Genomic DNA, 22,977 nt, shown 5'->3' on the forward strand with positions numbered 1-22,977 from the left:
CCGACACCTGTGGGGGAGGACGGGGCCTTCTGTGTACTCGTCTGGGGGTGATTTGTACAAAATAAGTCTATAGATTTCCGCATGTCGTCTCTAACCCCTAGTGGCGTGTTAAAACGGGCGTCGTAGTACCTAGGTTTTTAAGAACTGGATCAAATTTGGCCGGTCCCAGTGTGCCTTGCTAACGCTGCGGGGCGTGAAGCGGCGCGCCGGATGAGGAACTGCGCCAACGCCAACGGGTACAAAGTCAGTTCCCGCGGACGGAGCAGTGCGACATTAAGCAGGCGTTCGCCGCAGCCCACATCTAGGGCGAAGCGTCAGACCTAAATAGCAGTTGTCCGGTCGTTGTCATATGCGCTGATATCAGCGCCAGTAGCACCTTGAACAGCAGCAACTACGCGCTTGGCAGATCCGAAGCGGTCGATACAGAACATGTTGGCGTTTGCTCATGAGCTGCGTGGGCGGGGTGCTGGGTTGCGTGTGTTGAATCTTGAGGGAGGGGATGTGGATACAACGACGCCGATGGGGTCGATGTTGTTCACGATCATGGCTGCCCTGGCTCAGATGGAACACGAGATCAAAAGCGAACGCGTCACCGACTCCATCAGCAAACGCAGGGCAGCAGGGAAGAACCTGGGTGGCAGGCCTGTGCGGGTTACGGATAGTCAGATCAGAACGGCTATGCGCCTGGTTGATGGTGGAGAGCCTGCTGCCCAGGTTGCGCGGGATCTTGGCATGTCCCGGGCCACGTTCTACAGACGCTCACGAGGACTTGTTGCCTAGGTCAAGGAGGCCGGGGAAATCCTAAAGAATTTATTCTTGATCTGGTCTTGTCAGGTATTTCACCCAAGGCCACACCATGAAACCCACTGCGATTGTCATGGGAGTAAAAACAAATACGCTGCCAGTTTCTGTGAGGAAACGAGAGAGGATAAATGTTGCCCCGAGACCACCCAGAAAGAGAAATACAGTCATAAGCCATAATTTGCTACGCGATGAATTAGTTTTCATTTGCCGTCTATTCTCGCAACAATTAACTCAAGGTTTGTTGCTTGTTGCCTGTTTCTCTTATCCAGATAGCACTCTGGAGTAAATGAGTTTTTTGTTTATCAAAATTCAAGATCTATCAAGGGAAAGTAAATTTTTCGGCTATTTTATTTGAGCTCTATCCTCTTTTTTTGAAAGCGTATATAATTCCAATTATTCCCGAGAGAATCAAAAGTACTACTACAATCTCCAAAGTGCTCTCCCTTTTATGCGTTGTTATGAAGGTTTTCTAATTTCCTATTGAAATTTTATCTCCATTAAAAATTCCAGTCAAAAAAAGAATAAATCCCGCGATAATAAAAATAGATGCGAAAGACCTTGCGTATATTTTTTGAAAACTTTTATGTTTTCGTTGATCGTCATTGGGATTACGTGCAGTAGTTTGCTTGCTGAGAAAGGATACAAGTGGTTTTGATAAGATAAGTGCTATAGTTCCCATTACGAGAATGAAGAGCCCCGCAGTAAGCATTAGACATCTGTCCTAAAGCCAAGTAATTGGTAAACATCAATGAGCAGCCACCGCCCACTCCTGCTGCAAGTCCACCGTACAGATCAAACGATGGGGCGCCTACTCCTACTGTGCAGCCGGGTCCACCTTTAAGGCCGCACTCTACTGATGTTTGAGTTGCACGCCAGTGAAGGAATCACCCGGACCAGCGACCCCGGCACCTGAAGTACCTGCGCAGGAAGACGCTAACCCGAATGCGTTCATGAGCTTCGAGCCACAAGCTCCAATTATCACGCCGGAGCAGGCAATTGATGTGATGAAAAAGGCCATGGACTACAACCCTGACCTCGTCTACGACGCTTCCCCTAATAAATACGGGAACTTTGACGTCAAGATCAGGTCGCAGTCCCTAATGAACCAGGGCGGCTCCGGCACGGCCGGTATCTGGGAAGTGACACCTGACGGGAGTCATGCTGAGAAATCAACGATCATCCGGTAAGCAGCTCAACCACGGCACTTATCAAGTCCCAAAGTTCTTCCCAACACGTCAGCATGACAACCTGATAATCCACGCTGCCGGAGTCGAGGCACAGAGCCGTTCTCCGCACTCATGACCCGCTGGTTGCCGGATGTCCCTGGAATTCACAACGCTCAAGGCTTAAGCCTCCGGACCTTACGAGCCGGAATCCGCCCAGGTGCAGCCTGATCTGTGCGTTCGCTTCACCCAGGGGGCCTCGTTGGCGCGGTCCGGTCGTCACTGAAGTGAACGGTCGCCTGGTCGACGCGTTATTAGACGCTGTGCTCTTTATTTCCCTACGCCGCCCACTATGATTTCGTCTATGACGCTCCAGGGATAGCGAGTTGGGGTCTGACCTCATTTGCCAGAACCGATCCCCTCGTATGCCAGAACGGCTACGGGGCTATTTGCTATCCCTAGGACATACTTGTGACCGACACGATCACCTATCGATCGATACTGCGCCGCGACGGAGTATTTATCGCATTCTTTGCGGCCACCATTGGGCGGCTGTCTTACGCGATGATTTCGCTGGCACTTCTGCTCACAATTCAGGGCGCGACACACTCATATGCTGCTGCCGGGGCCTCGCTCGGCGGCTACGCTCTCATCAGCTTTCTCATGCCGCTCAAATCAAGGTTGATCGACCGCTTAGGCACTAAAGCAGTCCTACCCTGGTTGTCCCTCGGGTTCACTCTGTGCGTCTTCGCCATCTCTGGGCTGGCATTTGAGAACGTCGGTGCTGCACTCCCTTACATCGCGCTTTCCGTCGGAGCCGGTCTCTTTGCTCCGCCTCTCGGTCCGTCGATGCGCGCCATTTGGGCTGGCGTCACTCCCGAGTCGGCAGCACGACGCCGCGCATATAGCCTCGATGGAGTTGTTGAGGAGGTGCTTTACGCTGTGGGGCCACTCGTTGTAGGCGGCATCCTCCTCATCGCGCCCAGCTCACTGGTCGTGGCGATTACCGGCGTGATGAACTTGATGGGAACCATTCTTTTGGTGTTGTCGCCAGCATCACGACACAACAGTAGGAAGTCCAGGGGCGCCACGATCAGCGCGTCGAGTGGCTGGGCGGGACCGTTCAAGCGACGAGGTTTTGTTTTCTTGCTTCTAGTTCTTCTTGGCATTGGCCTAAGCGGAGGTCCCCTCGAAGTATCTTTGGTTGCGAGATCTGAGTCGGTAGGGGAAGGTTCGAGCGTCGGGTATTTGTTCGCTGCTCTTTCCATCGGTAGTGCCGTTGGCGGTCTTCTCTGGGGGCGTTTCATTCGTGAAGACCGCCCGCGTTTGCATCTGGCCGCACTCATCGCGGTATCGGCAGCGTTCGGTCTGATGCTCGTCCCTACGACTAATTTGATTGCCACCGCTTGTGTCCTGTTCTGCGCCGGTTTGGCTAGCGCGCCGCTGCTCATTACCGCTTACGTCTGTTCCGATGGGTTGGTGCCTGCGGGGGAACAACGAGAGGCGTCGACCTGGGTGAATACCTTGAACAACATCGGCGTTGCTCTGGGAGCAGCAACCGCCGGAATTTTGATCGACCGCGGTGGACCCGGGCTCGCTTTCGCTGCCGGTGCTGGAATGTACGTGCTTACTCTGATCTTCTTAGTGATCTTCGGGCAACTACTCAGCCCGCGGCCGGTCGAGCAGATCCCGGCTTCGCGGGACGGCGTCGGCAATGAAGATCTTGTGGATGGATAACCAGCGCCGGCGTGTTCAGGTTCAGAGGATGGTTCGCCAGGGCCCACCCAGGAAGAAGGGCGTCCCGCTGGCGCGGTACAACTCTTCGGTGGTGACGACGGTCCGTCGCAGAGCTCCGGAACGGCCCCATTTGTGTTTTGCGTCTTCAACGATCGGGCGTGGGCCAGGTAGGCAGACAAAACGGTAATGGGACTCGTCGCATCAGGTTCCTATGAGGTCATGTCCGCCTCGCTCAACACCCCGGTTAGCGGACCTTGAGCCGGCGGACAGATTGTCGGGAAGACAACGCCGCCTGGTACGTCAATTTTTGGCTGCTGTCCTCAGGATTCTATGCGTCCGCTCCACCCTGCCAAACCAATATCCGTTCCCGCACCGTCCCTAAAACATGTTCCACGCGGAGTTTTGCGACGAGCGTTTTGGAATAGATTTTGGGATGGTCATATGACGCGGAACCCGGCGTGATAGCCACCAGGACAGTCGCCGTGAACAGCACCGTCCCGGTTCCAAGGGACTGGGGCGGTGCAGTGTAGTGTGTCGTTGCGGTTTAGGCTGTGATTGCTCGCAGTCAAGAGAGCCCGTGTGGAGAGCTAGCTGGTGGCGTTAAACGGACAGAGAGGTTCCACGTTGAGCACGGAGTTCATAGTTGTCATCGTTTTGATGGTAGCCGTCGCGATACCCGCGGTTGGTTACTTCATGATCAGGGATTTCTTGGGGAAGAAGTAGTCATGACCTATGTGATATTTGGTTGTGTAGTCGTTGTGATTGGTGTTCTTGGTGCGGTGTTCCGTAAGCCGCTGGCAGCAATGGCGGCAAAGATGTCCGGTGCAAGTGGTATCAAGGTCGATCAGGACCGGATGCCACTGCTGGAGCGCGGTTACGGCCTTGGAGGGATTGCCATGGCGGTTCTGGGCGTCGTGACCGTTATCTACGGGTTGATAGCTGGGCAATAAAAGGCCCCCTCAGTTGGAAAAGTCCTAGCGCAGGTGCTGATTACCCGAGAGACCTGCGCTGCCAGGAGTGTTCCAGTTCCCGGGAACTGAGACAGTTCGCAGCTGAATCCGACTCTCGACCGTTCGTAGCCGGTACTTCATTAGTAGCGAAGCATTTGGTGTGGATTCTTATGTAGATGTGTTGAGATAGGCAGATGGAACTATCGAAGGCAGCAGATGGTGCCAGGCCGAACTCTCGATCGGCGCCACTGGGGCTTGTGCTGTTAATCCTCGCAATGTTAGTCACCGGTCCGGCTATGGTCGCCATAGGTAGCGTTCTAGTTGCCGCTGACAACAATTTGCTTGAGACGGGTTCTCGGACGACAGGGACTGTCATTGACGTCAATGACGGCCCCGAGGCCTCTGACCATCGATTTGCGGCCGAATACTCTCCCTCAGACGCATCACGACACATGGTCTGGGCAGACTGGGCCCCCGATGCCAAGCCCGAAGTGGGCAATACCGTAACAGTCGTCTATCGCAGCGACGATCCTGATTCTGCAGTTATTGAAGGACACGGCGCACCAGGGCAATCCGTTCTGGGATTGGGTGTTGTCTTCACTGTCGTCCTTGGCGGAACGGGCCTCATGATGGCTTTCGCCTTCCGCCGTGGGAACAAACGGCGGAGACTCACATCGAGGTGACCACCGGTCTTCGTTGCGGGTCCCAGTGAGAAGGATTGGAGCGTTCTCCGCAGCCCGCAGCTAGGGTGAGGCGTCAGACCTAAGAACCGGTCGGTTGATCGCTGTCATATGCGCTGTTGTAAGCGCCAGTAGGGCTTGACCTAACAGCAATGAGGCCTGGGTAGACTCATGTGTCTTTTAGTGTTGGCCCTTGGTTTCGGTACGACAGATACATTAGCTCTCGGGTGTGGGCGCGCTGTTCGTGACGGAGGTCTCTACTGCAGTCCACATGGTTGGTGTGTTGGGTGGAATTTCCCCATATCCTTCGATGCTGACCACTCGTTCTCCGATGAACTCTCCGTTTGCCGGATCGATGAGGATGTCGTGACGGATGTTGGTGTTCTTGTCTACGCGTCCAAGAGCTGTGCCCACACGACCGTCGAGGTTGGCTTGACGATCAACGACAGTCATCCCGGGGATCATAGCGGCAGTTTTGTATAGGGCTGCCCTTAGATCAGAGGCTAGGACACCAGATCGCAGTCGGTCTGAAATCCAGACGATCGCGCGAGTATCTGCATCATCACCTGATCCGCCTGTTTGGGAGTAGATCGTATTTAGGAGTTGCTTGGGTTCTCGTGGGAACTTAGCCAGTTCTGTATCTGACCATGGTGCTTCTGTCCTTTGAACTCCACCGCGTTCATTTCGTCCCTGGGGTGTGCGTTCTTTCACCTCTAATACGATGGCTTCGGTTGTGTTTCCGAAGTACGAGACAGGTACAGCCGGCTCGAAGTTAATGATCCAATCGTTGCTCCGGTCTGACGGTACGTACATTTGGCGGTCTTGGGATTGGAGCCAATATATCGTTCCATTGCCGCTGGATGCTTCATCAGTTATCACTGCTGTTGTGTCGACTCTGAGGTACTGGCCCGGACCAATAACGCGGTCCGCCACACGGGCAGTTTGGTGAGCCGCAGCGTTGAGGAATTGCGCTGCTTCTGCGGTCGGGGGAGTGTGGCCTAAGAAACTTACTGCATCCGTAGCTACCAAAGCCCCTGTCACGGCTGCTGCTACTGCCGCCCAAAGAGCTGTTCGTCGGACAATTGGCTTGACTTGAGACGAGTTTTCGGGGTTTTTCACGAATGTTTCGTGCAGTTCGGTATGCCGAATCATCATGGCAAGTGAATTTTCTCGGCTATTGGCCAAGTCCGTTTCGGTGATCCGCGCTGCGGGGTCAATGGCGTCGAATACGTTTTTGAGCGGATCGTTCAATGGCTGCGTTTTCATGCTTCTGCACCTTCGACTAGGTGGTTTGACCCTAGGAGATTGCCCAGGGTCTTGCGGGCGCGGTGGAGCCTCATTCTCACGGCAGTTGCACTCGTACCGAGGACACCAGAGATTTCCTTGGAAGATAGCCCGTCCCAGTACGTCAGGTGCAAAATCTCCTGGTCATCTATGGGTAAATGTTCCAAGGCTTCAAGAAGTGGGGAATGCCCTGAGGTTTCGTGGCTTTGATGTTCGGAGCGCAGGGCGGTGATCAGGTCTGTTGAGCGCGTGGTAGCGCGGTGGTGATTCCGCAGAACGTTCTTCGCCATACCAAAGAGGAACATGACGGAAAGATCATCTCGGTCTAAGGTCTTTTCCCATGCGATTCTGAACACTTCCGCACACAGTTCCTCGGCCGTAGCTGGGCTATAGGTTCGACGTCGAAAGTAACGGTAGATGCGGTCGTGGCCAGCCGCGTGCGCAGCCAGGAATCGCTTCTGCCGCAGAACTTCCCGGTGGTCCTTGAATAATTCTTCCAAGCTCATACCCCGTTAATGTCTACCCAACGCCAAAGTGTAACGAGGTCCAAGAAGTTTTTTAGGAACACCGCCCCAATGATGTCCAGGGAGTATTTCACTTCCAAGAAACTGGAACAGTTCCAACGGTGTTGGATTCTTCACGAGGGTTCACCTTAGTCTCGTTGACCTAATCTGGATGAATGAGCATCGAACTACGATTTATGTCCCATGACCTCCTTGGACTCTGGATTCAAAGGGTGAGCCGGGAATATGAGCAATCCCGACTAAAGGCTGGCGATCCAACTGATGTGGCTAGAGACAAAGCGCGGGCGTCGATGGAGACATCATTTCCCAATGGCGTGCCAGCACCTGGACACCTTGTCTACGACGTCATCACGAACGAACCAGACAAGTCAGCCAAGGTCGTGGGATACCTATGGATTGCTCCTACGAGGGAATCATCCACCGACTGGTGGGTTTTCGATATAGAGATTGATGAACCTCACCGAAGTAACGGTTTTGGTCGTGCGGCCATGCAACTCGCAGAGAAAGCAGCAGCCGACCACGGGGCAGCAACCATCGGACTCAACGTTTTCGGCTACAACACCACCGCACGCAAACTCTATGAATCTCTCGGATACCAAACCACTTCCGTCCAGATGCGTAAAAGTGTTCAAGTCACCTCAACTGCCTAAATGAACCAAATCTAGTTATGGCTCGCAGCGCATCACGATCCTCACGCGTTAAACCAGCGGTTCTGGGAGTGTTCCAGTTATATGAAATTGAGGTGCCCGGAATAATTTGTTAGGTCACCACCACGCTGGGGGGACCTCACTGGGACATGAACCGAGTCAGTCAGCGGCGCGGTCATTTCTTGGCCGACGATCATAGCTATGAGGTCATGTAGAGTTCCGCGGCACTTCTCCACCTTAGGTAGGTGGTAGAACGTGCTGGTGGTCTCAAGGTTGTTGATAACTTCGTCCTGCTAGTGCAGGATTATCCTTCTGCCGTGAGCGATCGCGATGCCAAGCTCAACATGCGTACCCTTCCCTCCTGGAAGCAGGATCACGACGACGTCGGCATCTTTCACTGCATCTTTCTCGTGTTGCCCGATAGAGCGCAGATCACTGAGGGTAATTGCACCCGCACCGCCCACCGACGCGTTCTGGGTCCAGTCGTACGTGTTGACGTAGCCCTTGCTTTCCAGAGCTTGCGCGACGTACCTGACGGTGGCGATATTCCTGAAGCTCGACGCAACATAGAACCTCTTCAAAGCATCCACCTCCTGATTGGAACTGCGACCATTGTGTCCCATTGAACTGGACTGGTGGGCACGTATGTTCCGGAGCCACCCTCCAACGGCATAATCACAGTCCAGGCGACTTCTGAAAATGACAAATCCTGCAGATTCAAGAGCTGGAAATAATTCGCTCGGTTTCCACCGCGCTGAATAACCATCCTACGGACGAACAGTCGTTTCTGTGTCTCGTGGGAACGTCATTGAGTGATCGACGACACATCGCTTGAACTGCCTCGCCTCTACGAGTCTCTGACTTGGCTTACTCCGCTCGCCAAGGAACGCGCCGCGCACCTTGTGGCGTTCTTGTCCGACCCGGCGCGAGCTGAGGTTCTGGACATGGGGTGTGGATGGGGTGAACTAGTCCTTCTGGTTTTAACGTCGTCCCCACAGGCGCGCGGACGTGGAGTGAATGTGTCTTCCGCGTTCATCGACAGGGCTAGGCAACAGGCGGTGACTCGTGGGCTGCTCGACAGGGTGAGCTTTTCTTCGATGCTTGGGGTAGAAGCCCAGGATTCCCTTGCTGAGGCTGTCATCTGTATCGGCGCGAGCCAGATGTGGGGGCCTCCAGTAGAGGACGCGATACCGCTCGACGACGCCGCGGCCCTGCGCGGCCTTTAAGCACTAGTGCTTCCCGGAGGCCGACTCGTTTACGGCGAAGCGACCTGGTCAGCAACACGCGGTGACGCTGATGCTCAAGGTGTCACTGAAACGAACAGCGCGTTTTTTAGGCGTCCTTTGGGCCATGATCCAGGTTGGTCAACCAGCGGTAATTCACTTATGATAAGCATACGTATCAATCGCTGATGGAGTCTTTGATGCCGAGACGCCACATTCCCTGATGCCGCGCGAAACGATCTCTCGCTTGAAACGGAGAGAAAGGGCCCGTCGTGCGAATCGGATGTGATGTTGCGCTGGTTGTTATCGGAGTTGTCTTGCCTTTTGTGGTTAATGTCGACGCGAGCGGTGTCGTGACCCTAGTTTTATCGGTTACATATTTATTAGTGCTGGCGCGGTCGTATGTCTTGTCAGCATTGTCTTGGGTTTGCGCCGTCGGCAGTCGGTGTCTGCCACTCGATCGGCGGTTGCCCCGGTGAACGGCGAATGATTGACCCGGCGTACGACGGACAATGCCGACCAACTCGTCTGAAACGGCTGGACCATATGACTGAACTGATCCCCAAATCCGCTCATAGCGCTGGGCGCCTCCTTAATGGCCGATACAGGCTTGAGGAGCGCATCGGACAGGGCGCAATGGCAGTTGTCTACCGGGCTCGCGATGAACCGTTGGGTCGGACGGTCGCCGTCAAGTTATTCCGCGGAACCTCTGCGGATACGGCCTCTATGGCCCGGAATGCAGCGGAGACCCGTCTCTTGGCTGCCCTAAATCATCATTCTTTGGTGACGCTATTCGATGCCAGCATGGATTCGGACAATGATTCATATTTGGTGATGGAGTATGTCGAAGGTCCGACGCTAGCAGGACGTATCGCACTCGGTCCGATTGATCCTACTCTGGTCGCGGTCATGGTGCGTGACCTCGCCGAAGCCTTGCACGTCGTTCACCAGGCTGGTGTTGTCCACCGCGATATCAAGCCTTCTAATGTTTTATTGCGCCTTTCTCACACTCCTGGCGAAGGGTATCGAGCAACTCTGGCGGACTTTGGAATTGCATATCTCATGGACTCCACGAGGGTCACTACCCCAGGCACTCTCATTGGTACAGCCGCTTATCTCAGCCCGGAGCAAGTGCGAGGGGAGGCTCCGGCGCCCTCTTCGGATATCTATTCTCTCGGATTAGTTCTTATCGAATCGCTTACCGGAGAACGTGTATTTCTTCAGACTGGAACGCACGAAGTTGCCTTGGCGAGGCTTAGCAACAACCCCCGTGTTCCATCAGAATTCGGCTACGCCTGGAAGTCACTGCTAGCAGCGATGACTGCACGTACCGCGGACCAACGGCCTACCGCCTTAGAAGTAATGATGGCCGTGCGCGGCTTTGTTCCTGGCGACACAGACCCAACGATCACCGGGGTCATCGCGGATCCGACTTCAGACTTCACTGCCCCTGCCGCCGCACCGGGTACAACCGAGAATATTCTGGCAACCACGCCGACCGAGTCCGAATTCAACCAGCGACCGCACCTGCCCGATCCGAACGCAATCGAAAATGCCCCCGGGACGAGGCCCGTCCCCGATCCGGCTGTGGCTAACACTAAGAGAAGGTCTACATGGCGCGTTGTGGCTGCCTTGGGTGCGGTAGTCATTGCTGGCCTCGTGGTCGCAGCACTGATTTGGATCACTGGAACGCCACCGGCCAACGAACCCACCCCCGCTCCAACTCTTCCGTCCCTCACCGAGCCGCTAAACACCCACATGAACCAGCTGTTAGAAGCCGTGAAACCATGACGACACGCACACGGGCACTACTTGTCGGAATAGCACTAGCCGGTTTTCTGGTCGGGTGCACCCCGAACCCGGAAGAGCTGAACGTCTCAGCCAGCCAAAACATGCAAATTAGCGTCACCGCCGCAGCCAACCAAGCCGCCACTGGTGACACAGATGGAGCCCTTCGCAGCCTCCAGCGCCTGCAAGACCAGTTGACGAAAGCGATCGAATCCCAACAGGTCACTGCCAAGCGCGGTGCGAAAATTCAGCAGTCCCTAGACCTTGTGCAAGCCGACCTGCAATCCACCAAAGTCGCACCGGAAACTGTTAGCGACATACCATCCCCCCTCCAGACACCCGGCCCTGTCGATAGTCCGGTGGGTGGTGTGGTGCCTGGCATGGCCGATAGTCCGGTGGGTGGTGTGGTGCCTGGCATGGCCGATAGTCCGGTGGGTGGTGGGGTGCCTGGCGTAGCCGATAGCCCAAAGACCTCGCAAGATAAAACCGCCAACAACGGGAAACAAGGCGATAAGGTCAACGGCGGTAATGGGAACAACGGTAATAATGGGAATGGGAAGAATAAGGAGAAGTAGCAGCGCATCGATCACGCCTGGGCTCGTATTCGATGAGCGGGAGAATGCCGTGTCGGTCTGTTATGTGATTGTCTGAGGCGCCCGCAATATAGAAGCAAGGAAGTCGATCGCGGATCCACCGATGCAATCCTTGTCGAGCCACTTGCCTTGTCGAACCACTCGGGGAGGGGCGCCGGTCCGGCAATTTTTGCAAGCAAGACAATGAGTCCTTCCACGTCCACCACCATGCATCAGAACGCCGTGGTTGAATCGCGATGTACGGATGCCTGTTCATCAGCGGAGCACCGCGCAGCCTGACGAGGCCTATCCCGTTGGTCCGCTAGCGCGAACCCCACAGAATGGGATTTCTTCTATGACCAGCGCCGTCTTTTTAGCTGGCGCCACAGGTGACTTGGGTCAGCGCATGGTCGGTGAGCTCTTGCTGGCATACCACTGGCGCCACTTTTGGTCTCTAGGGTGCCTAACGATTCATCAGGCGCAGGCCATCGTGGCTAGTGACCCGCCCTTACCGGGGTGGATATGTCGCCATGATTCTCAGGATCGAAAAGAGCGCGCTCCTTGGACCATGTCCGAGTCATCGGTCAAAGCGGAGCACGGGCCTATGCCCGAGGTGCGTCCATCTGGAACCCGCACGCGCACCTGAGCACGTCATCGAAAGGCTGAAGGGGAGTCTCGGTTGATACTGCAACGCGGACATCCGGCACCCGGAGGTATTCCATAGGTTCACCGCAATGGATGAAGTGCCCTCCGCTAGAGAGGACGGAAATACCAGCAGATCCGGAAATCAGAGTTGTAGGACCATGGTGTTCCGCGAGGGGCACGTCGATGCTCATAACAAAGTTCCCCATGAGGTGGTGAGGTAGTCCAAAGCTGCCGGGCCCTTCATTCGAAGACCGTTGTTGGATCCCGCAGGGATGCGTGTCTTCATCGCTGACCAGAAGGTTCTTTCGCTCCCTGGCACCTGACCGTAGAGAGAGCACCAGCTCAAGTAAAGGCCGTAGAGCGGTTCGCGTTTGAGAGTGGCCTGATCACGTGCACCTGGTGCAGTGGCTTCACTCAGGAATGAATCGAAATGTGTAGCGTTCACAGCGGTTCGCCTTTGAATCTTCACGGAGAAAACTGCCGCTGTGCTACAGCAGTGGATGGAACACGCTCCGTGTCCCTAGCGCTGAACTACCCCACTAGAAGGGGAATCCGAGGCGGGGCGCGTGTGCACCATAGAGAATATCTCTACACTGTAGACATTACGCGTAGAGTCGAGGTATGGCAACAAAAGGGTACGTTGCATGGGAGCACCAACAACCGAAAGGACTTCAGGCATGGCGACAACTAGCCAAGGTCCAGGCAGAGAGACCCTTAAAGGCGCTGGGGCGCGAAAAGGTCGGTTGAACCGCACCATGGTGCTCGAAGCTGCGCTTGCCCTCATTGATTCCGGGGGCCTTGATGGGTTCACCATGCGTGGGCTCGGGCAAGCCTTGGGCCGTGATCCTATGGCCCCTTACCGGTATGCGGCGAACCGATCCGAGTTACTCGACGGTGTCACCGAAATCGTTTTGGACCGGGTGCACGTCGACGCAGCGGATCCAGACTGGCAAGGACAACTCCGTCATATCGCCCATAGTCTTCGGTCGCTGGCCTTGGCGCACCCGAACACTGTTCCGTTGTTAGTGAGCCGGCCGTTGTCGGTGCCACTGAGCCTTCGACCCCTGGGGACTATCCGTCCTTTAGAGAGGATCCTGGACCTGCTGATCACTGCAGGCTTTGAACCCACCAGCGCGCTCCACATATACCGCGCCTACTACGGGTTCCTGTACGGGCATATCCTCAACGAACTTCAGGAATACGTTGTCGATCCCGATGAACATGAAATGGTCCTTCGGCTAGGCCTGCACCGACTCCCTCCTAAAGAATTCCCTCGGCTCCGGGCCCTAGCTGCTGAACTCTCGAACTATGACGGAGAAGCTGAACTCAACCAAGGACTCGGCATCCTTCTCACCGGCCTCGCAGCCAGGCTTGCTCCCCTCCCAAACTGAACCCAATCACAAGGACACATTTCACCGCATCATCACTATTGCTTCTTGGGGAACGACGGCGAGATTCTCATGGGTAGGGGGGTACTCTTTGGTCAACATTGAGAAAAGTAGTAGCCCTTCACGGGTGATCTTTTTGTCTCGCCAGCCCCTCCCGAAAACCGCTAGCCGGGACAATGACCTTAATAATTGTTTGGAAGGATTTTCCCGTCATTACATCCGGATTGACGAATGTGATTGGCAGGGCTGAATGCAACGGAGAAAACAAACGACTGAGCGGTCGAAACCTCAGCGAGTTCGGCCGCTCAGGGATTGACAAAAGCTCAGCTATTTGACGTTGCTTTTATTGCGTCCGGTGGTAGCCCAGTAAAGTTCGGCAACAACTAGGCCACCGATTATGGACAGTCGCCAAGGTCCTGGGCCCCAGAACGACATCTGGTCCTTCTGAAGAGCCTGTCACCGATCCATCCACCGGCAATGGCATCAACGACACCAAGGATGACGCTCGTGACCCAATCGCCGCGTACCCGTCCTGGCATGACTGTCTTCACAATGACGAAGCTCATCCGCGACCCGGACATACCCCAGGGCCGGGGCAGTCCCACCCCTATCGGTAATTTTGTGCACAAGGTTCAAGGTCTCCCGCATAGTCCGGCCCAAGCGGTCTAACGGAAGGACAACCGGCACGTCTCCGGCCCGAATCTGCATTAGGGCCTCTATAAGTCATGACCGGGCGCGTGTTCCCCCTGATGTCTTTTCTGCGTGCTAGTAGTTCAGGTGCTGTGCCCGCAGTGGCTATGTCGTCCGGCTCCCGGGTTAAATCCAGTTTTGCTGTCGAGAGGCGAGCGGAGCCAATATCTGTTGCTGCATCGTACCGAAAACATGTTCCACGTGGAGTTTTGCGACGGGGTTTGGAATAGATGTGGGACTATCACTCGACCCGGAATCTAGCGGTTTGGCCAGCGGGGGAGTGGTTCGGTCAGGAGTGTTCTAGTTTCAAGGAACTGGAACACTACATGCTGGACCTCAGTTGTTCTGTCCAAAAAGGCGGGCGGAAACTACGTTGACAAAGCATGGAGTACGCCCAGATACGAGATTACGGCCAGCACACCAACCCCGTAGCCAAGGACTAGGGGTGCAATCGCTTGCCATCGTTCGCGCTGACTGTTCGATGAGATCTGCTGGAGTGCAACATGACCAGCTCCCACCGCAAAAATGGCCAGCATTACGAATCCGGCAAACCACATCCCGCCGACTGCTAGAACAGCCAAGACGATGGCAGCAAGAGACGGTTTGTTCAATCGACCTGTGGACGTATTGGCGGATACTTGGTTCGCGCTCATTCTGGTTCCCCTAACCTCGTAAGTACCAATGAGCGGACCGGCCGCGGTGAGTGACAGGAGATCATGCACAATCTCACAGAAGTAGTGCCGACGAGACCACTAACGCACGGACCTTCTGTCGAGCCGCGCTCCATAAAATGAAGAGGGACACACCTAACGGTGTGGCCCTCTTTCGTCTGCTGTCATCGCTCCTGAAGAGTCTTGAGTCGTTCTTCGGCTGCGGTGTGTCTTGGATACTTCTAAAACTGTTCGGGTCGTCGTCCGGGTCCCGGTGATGGTGTTCCACCCGGTGTTGTGAAGGTTTATCAAATGGAGGCAGCCTCTTAGTCAATCCGGGTCCTTTGGCCCTAGTGCAGGGCCTCTGGATACCTTAGATTCAGCAGCGGATATCAAATTACACTCGACCCCTGTTGCTTTTTTTGGGGGTGGATACTCCGGTGCCAGCTGCCGGCTCGGGTCTTTAGCACTGAATGGGGGATAATTGTCAGTTTCGATTAGTACATCGGCCAACAAACGATCAAGGAACCGAAAGGCCAAGGCCATTCTGGCTGGGGGTCTCGTTCTGGGTATAGGTGCGTCCATTGTCCTTGCCGCTTGGAATGACTCGGAGTTTGTAACGGGCACCTTCAGTGCCGGCCATTTTGCCGTCCAGGGCAGCACCGACGGTACAGCCTTTGCCGATCATGCCGCTGCTGCGGATGCCGCCACATTGACCTTCTCAACGGGGTTCGACAAGATGAGCCCAAGCCAGACGGTGGCGGCTCCTTACGCGCTTCACTTAGACAAGGACACCGTCAACGATGCCACAGTCTCGGTTGCTACAGCTTCCGGTACCGGGACCGCCTCAAGCCTACTCACGTACGGAATTATTGCCGTTGACTCCGTCGCGGCCTGCACATCTACGGCTACAGGCACCGCAACGATTGTCCCGACGGGCACGGCGCTGACAGCCGTTGCGGGCGCTGCCCCCTTTGGGCTGACGAAGCCCATTACGCCAGGCACGATTCCGGGCGCCAATGCCTTCTTGTGCTTGCAAGTCACCTCGAGTGCGTTACTCGTTCAAGGGACTTCGGCTGTGGTCACGTGGGAGTTCCGCGCAGAATCGCTTCCGTAGCAGCAGTGGCCAAGCATATTGCACGGTTCCGGTACCAGCGCTTCACCCGTGGGAGGGCGATCCTTGCAGGAGCCCTCGTCCTTGGACTCGGCGCGACGATGGTTCTTGCCGCCTGGACTGATTCGGAGAACGTGAAAGGTGCCTTCAGCGCGAGCACATTCAACACCGAATCGAGCACCGTCTCCGGGGTGTGGGCGAGCAACACCACATCGCCGGGTGCTGGACTCGCGTTTAACGCGACGTCAATGTCGCCGACCGTATCCCTCTACGCCTGGGTGAATGTTCGTACGACAGCTGCTTCCTCTGTGGGCGGCTCTATCGCTCTTGCAAGTGCGTCAACATCCGGACCACTGGTTCCCGTGCTGGAATACCGGGCCGTGGGGACGAAGGCAGTTGGAACCATATGTGACGGGAGCGCATTTACCGGCACACCAGCTTTTATAGCAGGATCCTCTTCAACCTATTTGGCGGTGACCACAGTTGCGGTACCATCGGTCGCCTCTCCCATCACTGCGCCTGGCGGTGAACTCCGGTACTGCTTCGAGGTCAGGGTGCAGTCTGGGGCAGCCAATTCCTACCAGGGCCAGGCGGGAACCGTTAATTGGCTCTTCACCGGAATATCCAACTAGGTGCAATCGATGAAGGCAGAATCAATTAAGCGTGGTGGTTTCAGCATCCGGGTCGGCGATGCGTTGCTAACCCTGGCCGCGATCGGCGGACTGGCCTGCATTGTGCTCGTCCTCTTGGCCCTGTTTTTTCACATCACGCTGATCATGTTCGAAACTGGTTCCATGGGTCCCACAATTCCTGCCGGGTCGCTGGCGATCGTGCGGGAGATTCCCGCTTCCGAGATCAGGGTTGGCGACGTCGTCACAGTCGACCGACCCCAGGCCCTACCGATAACGCACCGCGTCGTCTCTATCGCACAGGATTCCGGCAGCGATATGAGTATCACGCTGCGCGGGGACGCAAACCCTGCTGATGACGCGCAGCCCTATGTTGTAGGCACTGTTCGGATCGTGCTCTTCTCCATCCCGCATCTCGCCTGCGCGGTGATGGCTGTTTCGAACCCGCTGGTCCTCGGCGCGATAACCCTAGGTGCCGCAGCCCTTGTCACGTGGGCGTTTTGGCCCGCTAGCGAGCCAGCTCCACGGCAACGAAAAGAGACACCACGGCACCTGGCCAGCGGTGGGCCCCTTGCCGTGGCCCTAGTCCTGACCGGCGCCAACGCCCTCCCCATGCAGACTCCCGTGCTAGCTGCTACTACTGAAGAGGTGGTCGCAGGCCCGGTGTTAACGCTCATCTCGGTCTTGGACCATTCCGACATGGAACGCATGACACCAGGAACAACCGTTCCTTGGCAGATTGGGGTCTCTTCCCACACCAACGACTCCGGAACCGTGCGGATCACGCTGGCCTCTCAGAGGCCTCTCTCCTCCGGCCCGAAGGAGCTCGAACTAACAATCCGCATGTGCAAAGTTCGTTGGGTAGCCGAATCCTGCCCCGGTGGTGGTGTCCTGCTCGGGGCGCCCTCAGTATCCACCCCCATTGCCGGTGAGCTGGCGTCCATTCCCACTAACGAACAACGCTGGATTCTCATTGAGGCTAGCCTGCCTGCCGTGCCATCTTTTGGCTCGGCAACACTCATTCTCACCGCAACCGGAGCTGGCCATGAACTATCCACCGGCAACAGCATGGGCCAGCTGCCCGCCACAGGTGCTGACCTACTTTGGCCCACATTAGTGGCGGTTGCCGCTGTGGCCGCCGGCGGCAGGTGGGGACGAACCAAGAGGTCTCCAAGAACCCCGAGTCAGTGATGAAGCACCGGTACCGCGTCATTCTTGCCCTGACGTTGGCAGGAGCTGCAGGTGTGCTGCATCCGCAGCAGACCCTTGCCTCCTGGTCAACACCCCAGTATGTCTCTAGCTCGCTGACAGCGGGCACTGTCGCAAAACCAACAGCCCTTCAATGCTCAGCCGGGCTGCTCACCAAACTCTCCTTCAGCTGGACCGCCCCGGTGGGTGGCTTGCCACGCAGCGGCTACAGCTGGACCGTGGTGCCGAATGGCCTGGGGCCTTCAGGCTCAGGATCAGCATTGTCGTCAGCTAGCTCTGTCACGGTACCGTCCAACATCCTTGCCATTGGCACAGGGACCTTTTCGATAACCGCAAGCGGGCCAGGCGGATGGAACTCAATACCAGTCACCGGGACCGTCACCGTGATCGGCGCCTTAGGTGTTCCAATAAGCACCAGCTGCACCGTGCGTTAGCCAAGGCATTGGCGATCCGGATAAGCCTCTTCAATGAGCCATCCCAATGTTCAGGGACGGCCCTAGCTGTATCCGGGAACGAAGCAACTAGCCGACCAAGGATTCCTCGCCGAGCCATTACTAGTTGAGTGTGATGACAGGGACCGGCGCTCATTCATTCGGCGGGTCAAAACGCCGAACTTTCCTCGCGAGAAATGGTTGGGTGACTTTGACCACGAGGCGAATCCGAAGATCAACCAGGCCACGATCAAAACACCTGCCACCCGGGACGGAATCCGCAACGGCCTTCTTTTGTGTTTCGTCGGGGGTTGAATAACCATGAAATCTCAGCTCCGCAACGGGGCCGCTGCGGCGGCGTGAATCATTGGTCCGGCTCGGCCCACTGAAGTCTTATTTCCCGCTTTTGATCGTCGGATGTCGTGAACTTTACAACAACTTCTACATAGTGGTCGGTTGGTTTGAGTACACCCAGGGTCACCTGTTTTGACTGGCCGATCCGTGCAAAGTATCGAACATTCTTTGTGGTTGAGTCCCAGTGGATCGCTGTTATGCGAGCATTGTATGCCGTCGATTTTCCAGTGTTCGTGAGGATGAGGAGTCGCTTCGGAGCAGGATGGGTAACGGTTAGAGGCACGTGAGATCTGATAAAAGAGACTACCGGCAGTGCTGGATTCTCGATCGAGCGTTCAAGCTTGAGTATTGGCCCGTGCTCCAACCCTTTTTCTTGGTTGTTGTGTTTTTTGTTGCTCAGGAAAAACCAGATTCCGCTGAGGAGCAGTAACGCACTGAGCAGTAGCTCGGACACACTGAAAAATGAACTACCTTGGCTGGACTGCGCGGCGGTGAACATGAGCGCAGCTATTCTGGGTGCCTCCACCAGATGACCCTATCGCTGGCAACGGTTAAGACCAATGATCTTCGTGGTCTTGGCATGGTGCTGGTACTTCTCGGTGATGGAGTCCATAGCGCAGATAGCTGATGCGTCCCAGAGGTGGGAGACATGCGTATCGATGATGATGAGTAAGGGATCCAGTGCCTAGTTGAACTGGGCCCATGGCGACCATAAATGTGGGGTCATCTGGCCCTATGGTTCGTGATTTTTGAAGGGCATTGTGGGACGCGGGTGGAGCAGCATGGCCTGAGTAGAGCGTGGCAGCTGTTTTTTGTATGATTTTCGGCGGAAGCTTCGCCCAGAGGTGTTGCGTGCTTGAGCAGACAGGCATCCAGAACGTTCTTACCGGAGGGTTTGTCATGGCTCATCGTCATATCCGTATTTTTCTCAGTGAGGCTGTATCGGCTGATCCGGGCAGTGAAGAAGGCCTTAATCGTGAACAGCTCTTCGGGCTTTATACGAGCTGGTGCGTACTCAATGACCATGAGCCGCTCGGAGCACACACGTTGTGGATGGAATTACGCGCACATCATGTTGACCCGGACAAGAACTCACTAGCAATGACGGGGGAGGCCGCGACGGATTACATCGTCTCCAGCGCTCCCGATCTTGTCTAACCAAGGCTTTAGTGCGCTGGTACGTGTGGAAGTGCCTCGCTTGGATTAGGAGTTTGGACTGCACTTTTGGTCGACGTTCCCTGCCGTGGCTAGGCGTCGGAGCTCCTGCAGGATTTCTAGTTGCTGGTGGTTGATCGACATGAGGAGCTCGATTTCTTCTTTTGCTTTGACATTGGTGTCGTAGTCGTGTTGCGCCATCGCCGCGGCAATACCATCTTGGCGCTTGGCTGCAATAAGCAGGATCGCGCCCTGGAGGCCAGCGAGCATGGAAAGCAGAAGGTTCAAGAGGATGTACGGATAAGGGTCCCACGCATTGTTGACGAGCGCCCACGTATTGATCGCAGCCCACATGAGCATGAACGCAATGAAGCTTCCCACGAACGGCCAACTGCCCATCCCGTTCCGCATGACATCGGCCGCCCGCTGGCCTGCCGACAGGGATGCTTTGTGTTTTTCATGCCAAGTTACTCCACGATGATTCATGCCTCAGCCTAGTCCCGGTACCGCAGGACCCTTCCATGCGGCTCCGCTGCTTGGAGGAAGATTCTGCCCTTGAGGATCACACCGGAGCATTGCCGCGTGGTGATTTCTGCCGGTGTGGCAAAGCCGTTGTCTGTTGTGTGGATGATGGCCTGAACGTGGAACGTCGGTCCTCCTATGGCAAACCCGCCTACGAGAACCCCTACGAACCCACCCAATGACCGCTCTCGTCCTGGACATCAGCAAGCTACTCCCGGGCACCGGCAAAAGGCAGTTTTCGCGTTGAGCTCACAAAAAAGCCATGTCCATCCCCTTCTTCGAGCATTAATCCAGCGCCTCCTCCCGGAGCCGGAATGTTGCCCGCGATAATTCAGAAATCCTCAGCAGAACGTCCGGGCATTAGGGTCAGGAAACCTCCTTGCGTCATGGGCCGGATGCAGCATCTGTGGTTGGCGCCGAGGTGCTGATCGCTTAGTGCTGTCGATGCTGCCCATACATGGCAGAAGGCGGCATTCCCTGGAGGAAATGCCGCCTTCTGATTGCCTATTAGTGTGCCCTATTTATTGAAGGCGTCCTTGACGTTCTCGCCGGCTTTCTTCGCTGAAGCGCCTGCCTGATCCGCTTTGCCTTCGGCCTCGAGCTTCTCGTTGTCCGTGACCTTGCCTGCGGCTTCCTTGATCTTGCCGCCAGCGCTCTCCGCTGCGTTGTGAATCTTGTCTCCAATGCCCATGATGTATCACTTTCGATAGCTCCAGAATCTGACAAACCCAGCCTAGGTACCGACGCTGGGAATCACCAGGGAACGTACTTTATGTTCCCTGGTGAGGTCTCTAGGGTGCGGTTGTTGCCGAAGGATCCTCACCTCAGAGGTCGCCCTCGTAGTCGAGGAGGTCCAGGCCAAGCCACTGCACGCAGCGCTGCATGAGGGGCGGCCGACCATGACCGCGATGTTTTCCGTGTTCTTCGGAACGGTGCGGGTGACCGGTGAGGCCTGCGGCTATGGTGCGCCGTGGAGCCTGTGGGCCGCTTCCCGGCAAATCCACAGCCGGGAAAATCTGGCGGGGAGAGTCGCGTTCCGTGATCCACTGCTGCTTGTCCGTCTGGGCGGGTGGAACCCTTGAGGCCTTCACCGCTGACCCGTTCCCGTGGGCTGGCATGGGGGCGCGTGCGGGGCTTTTGATATTCCAGGGGCTGGCGCTCCCGGGGCCAGCGTGGCCGAGTCTGCCTTCAATGATTCCCCAGGCCTTGCAGTGCAGGCCCAGTGCTCTCCAGTCCTTCACGTCAGGGCCGGCCTTGCCTGCGGGCGGTGAGTTCCGAGTTTTCACTGATGGGTTATTTTCTGCAGCGCCCTCAGTTGCCGGGGGAAATTCATTGATCGAGCTCATGGCTGAGACGCTACGCCCGGCTGCTATGAAAACGCTGGGAGATTCCTGAAGGAAGCGGTGAAAAATGAGGATAAAACGAAGAATATTTCCTAGCTCGAGCCTATGAACCGTACATTCGAGTCTTAATTCGGCAAAGAGCTTGAAATTCACCGCGCATGGTCCGTACAGTCTTCAGTAAGTTACTCCGGTAACGTGTCAGCGATCCTCCAGTTGCGAGGGTGTGGGTGCCCCCATGTGGGCCTGACATTTGCTCACGGTCATCTTCTGACTATGGCGTACCAGCCGCGGCTGCGCCTCCCACAGAAGCCCTCTTCCGTGTTCCCAAACTCTCACTCACCGGCCAGCCCACCCCTGCAGGTGGACCTCCGCCGGTGGCTCACAGCCAAGGACGCAAATGTCTCCACCAACATTAATTGACACCCATCCAGATCTCAGCGGGACAGCCCCCCTGGCCCTGTCCTACGAACTCTTTCCACCCCGGTCGCCAGCCGCAGCCGAGACCCTGTGGCACACCATCCGTGAACTCGAAGCAACTCGCCCCGACTATGTTTCCGTCACCTACGGTGCCAATGGCTCCACCCGGGATACCGCCGTCGAACTTGTCAATCGGCTCCTGACGGAGACCTCGCTGCGGCCCCTGGCACACCTGACCTGTGTGGGCAACACCCCGCAGGAGTTGGCGGACATTATTGGAGAGCTCCTGGACGTCGGAGTCCGTGGCATCCTTGCCTTGCGCGGGGACCATTCCAAGGACGCCATCGCAGCGGTTCCGGGCGCCCTCCGCTACGCCCAGGACCTCGTTGACCTGATCCGGCGCGTGGAGCAGCGCCGTTCGGCCCTGCTCTGTGCCGGGAAGGTTGCGATCGGGGTGGCCGCCTATCCCACCCGGCACCCCGAGTCGCCCACAGAGGAGCATGACATCGAGGTGCTCCTGGCCAAGCAGCGTTCTGGCGCCGACTTCGCCATCACCCAGGTCTTTTTCCACACCGAACAGTACGCAGACCTGGTGATCCGTGCCCGCCGTGCCGGGGTGACCATCCCGATCATTCCGGGCGTGATGCCACTGACCAGCCACCGCCGTGTCACTCGGCTCGGTGAGCTGACGGGTGTTGAACCGGCGCCCAAGCTGCTCTCCAGCCTTGCCGGTGCGGAGACTGCTGCGGAACGCCTGGAAATCGGTGTCAGGGCCACCGTGGACCTGGCCAACGCGGCATTGGACGCAGGCGCACCCGGACTGCACCTCTACACCTTCAATGAACACCAGAGTGCGCTGGACGTTCTTGACCGGCTCGACCTGCCCCGCCACGCGCGCAGATCACGCAGCATCCGGCCCGCAGCAATCAGGCACGCAGCATCCGGCCGGCAGCAGACAGACCAGGACCTGATAGTCCAGCAGTAAACGTCCGAACAGCAAACAGCTCGACAGCGAGCCGACGCCTCGCTGGTTGACGCGGACGTTCAGCAGAACTTTT

The 22,977-nt window shown here is 56.4% G+C and carries 23 protein-coding genes and 1 pseudogene; 16 read left to right on the top strand and 8 right to left on the bottom strand.

The window, feature by feature from the left end; all coding sequences use genetic code 11:
* Nucleotides 1-414: 414 nt before the first annotated feature.
* The 5 genes and pseudogenes from QMG79_RS05300 to QMG79_RS05320 form a co-directional block, all read left to right on the top strand.
* Nucleotides 415-780: pseudogene (locus tag QMG79_RS05300) on the top strand (recombinase family protein); the annotation flags it as partial.
* 974 nt (nt 781-1,754) lie between these two features.
* Complete coding sequence (locus tag QMG79_RS05305; protein WP_283537543.1) at nt 1,755-1,991, top strand: hypothetical protein; 237 nt, start codon at nt 1,755-1,757, stop codon at nt 1,989-1,991.
* Between the two features lie 447 nt (nt 1,992-2,438).
* Entirely contained in the window at nt 2,439-3,704 is a 1,266-nt protein-coding gene (locus tag QMG79_RS05310) for an MFS transporter (protein ID WP_283537544.1), read from the top strand.
* A 725-nt stretch (nt 3,705-4,429) separates the two neighbouring features.
* Entirely contained in the window at nt 4,430-4,654 is a 225-nt protein-coding gene (locus QMG79_RS05315) for a hypothetical protein (protein WP_283537546.1), read from the top strand.
* A gap of 296 nt (nt 4,655-4,950) precedes the next feature.
* Nucleotides 4,951-5,337 carry a DUF3592 domain-containing protein gene (locus tag QMG79_RS05320; protein WP_502934701.1) on the top strand — a complete coding sequence of 129 codons (387 nt, stop codon included), beginning with the start codon at nt 4,951-4,953 and terminating at the stop codon, nt 5,335-5,337.
* 213 nt (nt 5,338-5,550) lie between these two features.
* Here the strand turns inward: QMG79_RS05320 and QMG79_RS05325 are convergent, their stop codons facing one another.
* Both QMG79_RS05325 and QMG79_RS05330 read right to left on the bottom strand, forming a co-directional pair.
* Nucleotides 5,551-6,600, bottom strand: coding sequence for a CU044_5270 family protein (locus QMG79_RS05325; RefSeq protein ID WP_283537548.1), 1,050 nt, complete (start codon nt 6,598-6,600; stop codon nt 5,551-5,553).
* Nucleotides 6,597-7,124 carry an RNA polymerase sigma factor gene (locus tag QMG79_RS05330; protein ID WP_283537549.1) on the bottom strand — a complete coding sequence of 176 codons (528 nt, stop codon included), beginning with the start codon at nt 7,122-7,124 and terminating at the stop codon, nt 6,597-6,599. Before QMG79_RS05330 ends, QMG79_RS05325 begins: the two co-directional genes overlap by 4 nt.
* A 173-nt stretch (nt 7,125-7,297) precedes the next feature.
* Between QMG79_RS05330 and QMG79_RS05335 the strand changes: the two genes are divergently transcribed.
* Nucleotides 7,298-7,792: a GNAT family N-acetyltransferase gene (locus QMG79_RS05335; protein WP_283537550.1), complete on the top strand. Its 495-nt coding sequence runs from the start codon at nt 7,298-7,300 to the stop codon at nt 7,790-7,792.
* A gap of 290 nt (nt 7,793-8,082) precedes the next feature.
* Here the strand turns inward: QMG79_RS05335 and QMG79_RS05340 are convergent, their stop codons facing one another.
* Nucleotides 8,083-8,379 (bottom strand): TIR domain-containing protein, encoded by a 297-nt coding sequence (locus tag QMG79_RS05340; RefSeq protein WP_283537551.1) that lies wholly within the window; start codon nt 8,377-8,379, stop codon nt 8,083-8,085.
* Nucleotides 8,380-8,601: 222 nt separating this feature from the next.
* Here QMG79_RS05340 and QMG79_RS05345 point away from each other — a divergent pair, with 222 nt between their 5' ends.
* The 4 genes from QMG79_RS05345 (at nt 8,602) to QMG79_RS05360 (ending at nt 13,408) form a co-directional block, all read left to right on the top strand.
* Nucleotides 8,602-9,015, top strand: a complete 414-nt coding sequence (locus tag QMG79_RS05345) for an SAM-dependent methyltransferase (RefSeq protein WP_283537552.1) — start codon at nt 8,602-8,604, stop codon at nt 9,013-9,015.
* A gap of 543 nt (nt 9,016-9,558) precedes the next feature.
* Nucleotides 9,559-10,803, top strand: a complete 1,245-nt coding sequence (locus QMG79_RS05350) for a serine/threonine-protein kinase (RefSeq protein WP_283537553.1) — start codon at nt 9,559-9,561, stop codon at nt 10,801-10,803.
* Nucleotides 10,800-11,375 (top strand): hypothetical protein, encoded by a 576-nt coding sequence (locus QMG79_RS05355; RefSeq protein WP_283537554.1) that lies wholly within the window; start codon nt 10,800-10,802, stop codon nt 11,373-11,375. The genes QMG79_RS05350 and QMG79_RS05355 overlap by 4 nt, the downstream gene beginning before the upstream one ends.
* A 1,397-nt stretch (nt 11,376-12,772) precedes the next feature.
* Nucleotides 12,773-13,408 carry a TetR/AcrR family transcriptional regulator C-terminal domain-containing protein gene (locus QMG79_RS05360; RefSeq protein WP_283537555.1) on the top strand — a complete coding sequence of 212 codons (636 nt, stop codon included), beginning with the start codon at nt 12,773-12,775 and terminating at the stop codon, nt 13,406-13,408.
* A gap of 1,055 nt (nt 13,409-14,463) precedes the next feature.
* Here QMG79_RS05360 and QMG79_RS05365 read toward each other — a convergent pair.
* The gene (locus QMG79_RS05365; protein WP_283537556.1) at nt 14,464-14,748 is read right to left on the bottom strand and encodes a hypothetical protein; all 285 of its coding nucleotides are present in this window, start codon (nt 14,746-14,748) and stop codon (nt 14,464-14,466) included.
* Nucleotides 14,749-15,229: 481 nt separating this feature from the next.
* On the opposite strand from QMG79_RS05365, the gene QMG79_RS05370 reads away from it, so the two are divergent.
* From QMG79_RS05370 to QMG79_RS05380, 3 genes are read left to right on the top strand one after another with little or no spacing between them, the layout of a single operon-like run.
* Nucleotides 15,230-15,862, top strand: coding sequence for a SipW-dependent-type signal peptide-containing protein (locus QMG79_RS05370; protein ID WP_283537557.1), 633 nt, complete (start codon nt 15,230-15,232; stop codon nt 15,860-15,862).
* A gap of 5 nt (nt 15,863-15,867) precedes the next feature.
* The gene (locus tag QMG79_RS05375) at nt 15,868-16,491 is read left to right on the top strand and encodes a SipW-dependent-type signal peptide-containing protein (protein WP_283537558.1); all 624 of its coding nucleotides are present in this window, start codon (nt 15,868-15,870) and stop codon (nt 16,489-16,491) included.
* 9 nt (nt 16,492-16,500) lie between these two features.
* Entirely contained in the window at nt 16,501-17,679 is a 1,179-nt protein-coding gene (locus tag QMG79_RS05380; RefSeq protein ID WP_283537559.1) for a signal peptidase I, read from the top strand.
* An 813-nt stretch (nt 17,680-18,492) separates the two neighbouring features.
* On the opposite strand, the gene QMG79_RS05385 is transcribed toward QMG79_RS05380, so the two are convergent.
* Nucleotides 18,493-19,008 carry a hypothetical protein gene (locus QMG79_RS05385; protein ID WP_283537560.1) on the bottom strand — a complete coding sequence of 172 codons (516 nt, stop codon included), beginning with the start codon at nt 19,006-19,008 and terminating at the stop codon, nt 18,493-18,495.
* A gap of 326 nt (nt 19,009-19,334) precedes the next feature.
* Between QMG79_RS05385 and QMG79_RS05390 the strand changes: the two genes are divergently transcribed.
* Nucleotides 19,335-19,640, top strand: coding sequence for a hypothetical protein (locus tag QMG79_RS05390; RefSeq protein ID WP_283537561.1), 306 nt, complete (start codon nt 19,335-19,337; stop codon nt 19,638-19,640).
* Between the two features lie 45 nt (nt 19,641-19,685).
* On the opposite strand, the gene QMG79_RS05395 is transcribed toward QMG79_RS05390, so the two are convergent.
* The gene (locus tag QMG79_RS05395) at nt 19,686-20,123 is read right to left on the bottom strand and encodes a DUF1003 domain-containing protein (RefSeq protein ID WP_283537562.1); all 438 of its coding nucleotides are present in this window, start codon (nt 20,121-20,123) and stop codon (nt 19,686-19,688) included.
* 35 nt (nt 20,124-20,158) lie between these two features.
* Between QMG79_RS05395 and QMG79_RS05400 the strand changes: the two genes are divergently transcribed.
* On the top strand, nt 20,159-20,341 hold the full coding sequence (locus QMG79_RS05400; RefSeq protein ID WP_283537563.1) for a hypothetical protein: 183 nt from the start codon (nt 20,159-20,161) through the stop codon (nt 20,339-20,341).
* A gap of 335 nt (nt 20,342-20,676) precedes the next feature.
* On the opposite strand, the gene QMG79_RS05405 is transcribed toward QMG79_RS05400, so the two are convergent.
* Together QMG79_RS05405 and QMG79_RS05410 are read right to left on the bottom strand one after the other, a co-directional pair.
* Complete coding sequence (locus tag QMG79_RS05405) at nt 20,677-20,850, bottom strand: CsbD family protein (protein ID WP_283537564.1); 174 nt, start codon at nt 20,848-20,850, stop codon at nt 20,677-20,679.
* A gap of 133 nt (nt 20,851-20,983) precedes the next feature.
* A complete protein-coding gene (locus QMG79_RS05410) occupies nt 20,984-21,505 on the bottom strand; it encodes a hypothetical protein (protein ID WP_283537565.1) in 522 nt (173 codons plus the stop codon).
* Nucleotides 21,506-21,899: 394 nt separating this feature from the next.
* Here QMG79_RS05410 and QMG79_RS05415 point away from each other — a divergent pair, with 394 nt between their 5' ends.
* A complete protein-coding gene (locus QMG79_RS05415) occupies nt 21,900-22,904 on the top strand; it encodes a methylenetetrahydrofolate reductase (protein WP_283537566.1) in 1,005 nt (334 codons plus the stop codon).
* Nucleotides 22,905-22,977 lie beyond the last annotated feature (73 nt).

The sequence above is a fragment of the Pseudarthrobacter sp. PS3-L1 genome (genome assembly GCF_030063285.1).
Classification (GTDB): Bacteria; Actinomycetota; Actinomycetes; order Actinomycetales; family Micrococcaceae; genus Arthrobacter.

Bases quoted from the DNA above. Each gene is read 5' to 3' on its own strand.
- QMG79_RS05305 (WP_283537543.1), top strand. From the start codon at position 1,755: ATGAGCTTCGAGCCACAAGCTCCAATTATCACGCCGGAGCAGGCAATT.
- QMG79_RS05315 (WP_283537546.1), top strand. From the start codon at position 4,430: ATGACCTATGTGATATTTGGTTGTGTAGTCGTTGTGATTGGTGTTCTT.
- QMG79_RS05320 (WP_502934701.1), top strand. From the start codon at position 4,951: ATGGTCGCCATAGGTAGCGTTCTAGTTGCCGCTGACAACAATTTGCTT.
- QMG79_RS05325 (WP_283537548.1), bottom strand. From the start codon at position 6,600: ATGAAAACGCAGCCATTGAACGATCCGCTCAAAAACGTATTCGACGCC.
- QMG79_RS05330 (WP_283537549.1), bottom strand. From the start codon at position 7,124: ATGAGCTTGGAAGAATTATTCAAGGACCACCGGGAAGTTCTGCGGCAG.
- QMG79_RS05335 (WP_283537550.1), top strand. From the start codon at position 7,298: ATGAGCATCGAACTACGATTTATGTCCCATGACCTCCTTGGACTCTGG.
- QMG79_RS05350 (WP_283537553.1), top strand. From the start codon at position 9,559: ATGACTGAACTGATCCCCAAATCCGCTCATAGCGCTGGGCGCCTCCTT.
- QMG79_RS05355 (WP_283537554.1), top strand. From the start codon at position 10,800: ATGACGACACGCACACGGGCACTACTTGTCGGAATAGCACTAGCCGGT.
- QMG79_RS05360 (WP_283537555.1), top strand. From the start codon at position 12,773: ATGGTGCTCGAAGCTGCGCTTGCCCTCATTGATTCCGGGGGCCTTGAT.
- QMG79_RS05365 (WP_283537556.1), bottom strand. From the start codon at position 14,748: ATGAGCGCGAACCAAGTATCCGCCAATACGTCCACAGGTCGATTGAAC.
- QMG79_RS05380 (WP_283537559.1), top strand. From the start codon at position 16,501: ATGAAGGCAGAATCAATTAAGCGTGGTGGTTTCAGCATCCGGGTCGGC.
- QMG79_RS05395 (WP_283537562.1), bottom strand. From the start codon at position 20,123: ATGAATCATCGTGGAGTAACTTGGCATGAAAAACACAAAGCATCCCTG.
- QMG79_RS05400 (WP_283537563.1), top strand. From the start codon at position 20,159: ATGCGGCTCCGCTGCTTGGAGGAAGATTCTGCCCTTGAGGATCACACC.
- QMG79_RS05405 (WP_283537564.1), bottom strand. From the start codon at position 20,850: ATGGGCATTGGAGACAAGATTCACAACGCAGCGGAGAGCGCTGGCGGC.
- QMG79_RS05410 (WP_283537565.1), bottom strand. From the start codon at position 21,505: ATGAGCTCGATCAATGAATTTCCCCCGGCAACTGAGGGCGCTGCAGAA.
- QMG79_RS05415 (WP_283537566.1), top strand. From the start codon at position 21,900: ATGTCTCCACCAACATTAATTGACACCCATCCAGATCTCAGCGGGACA.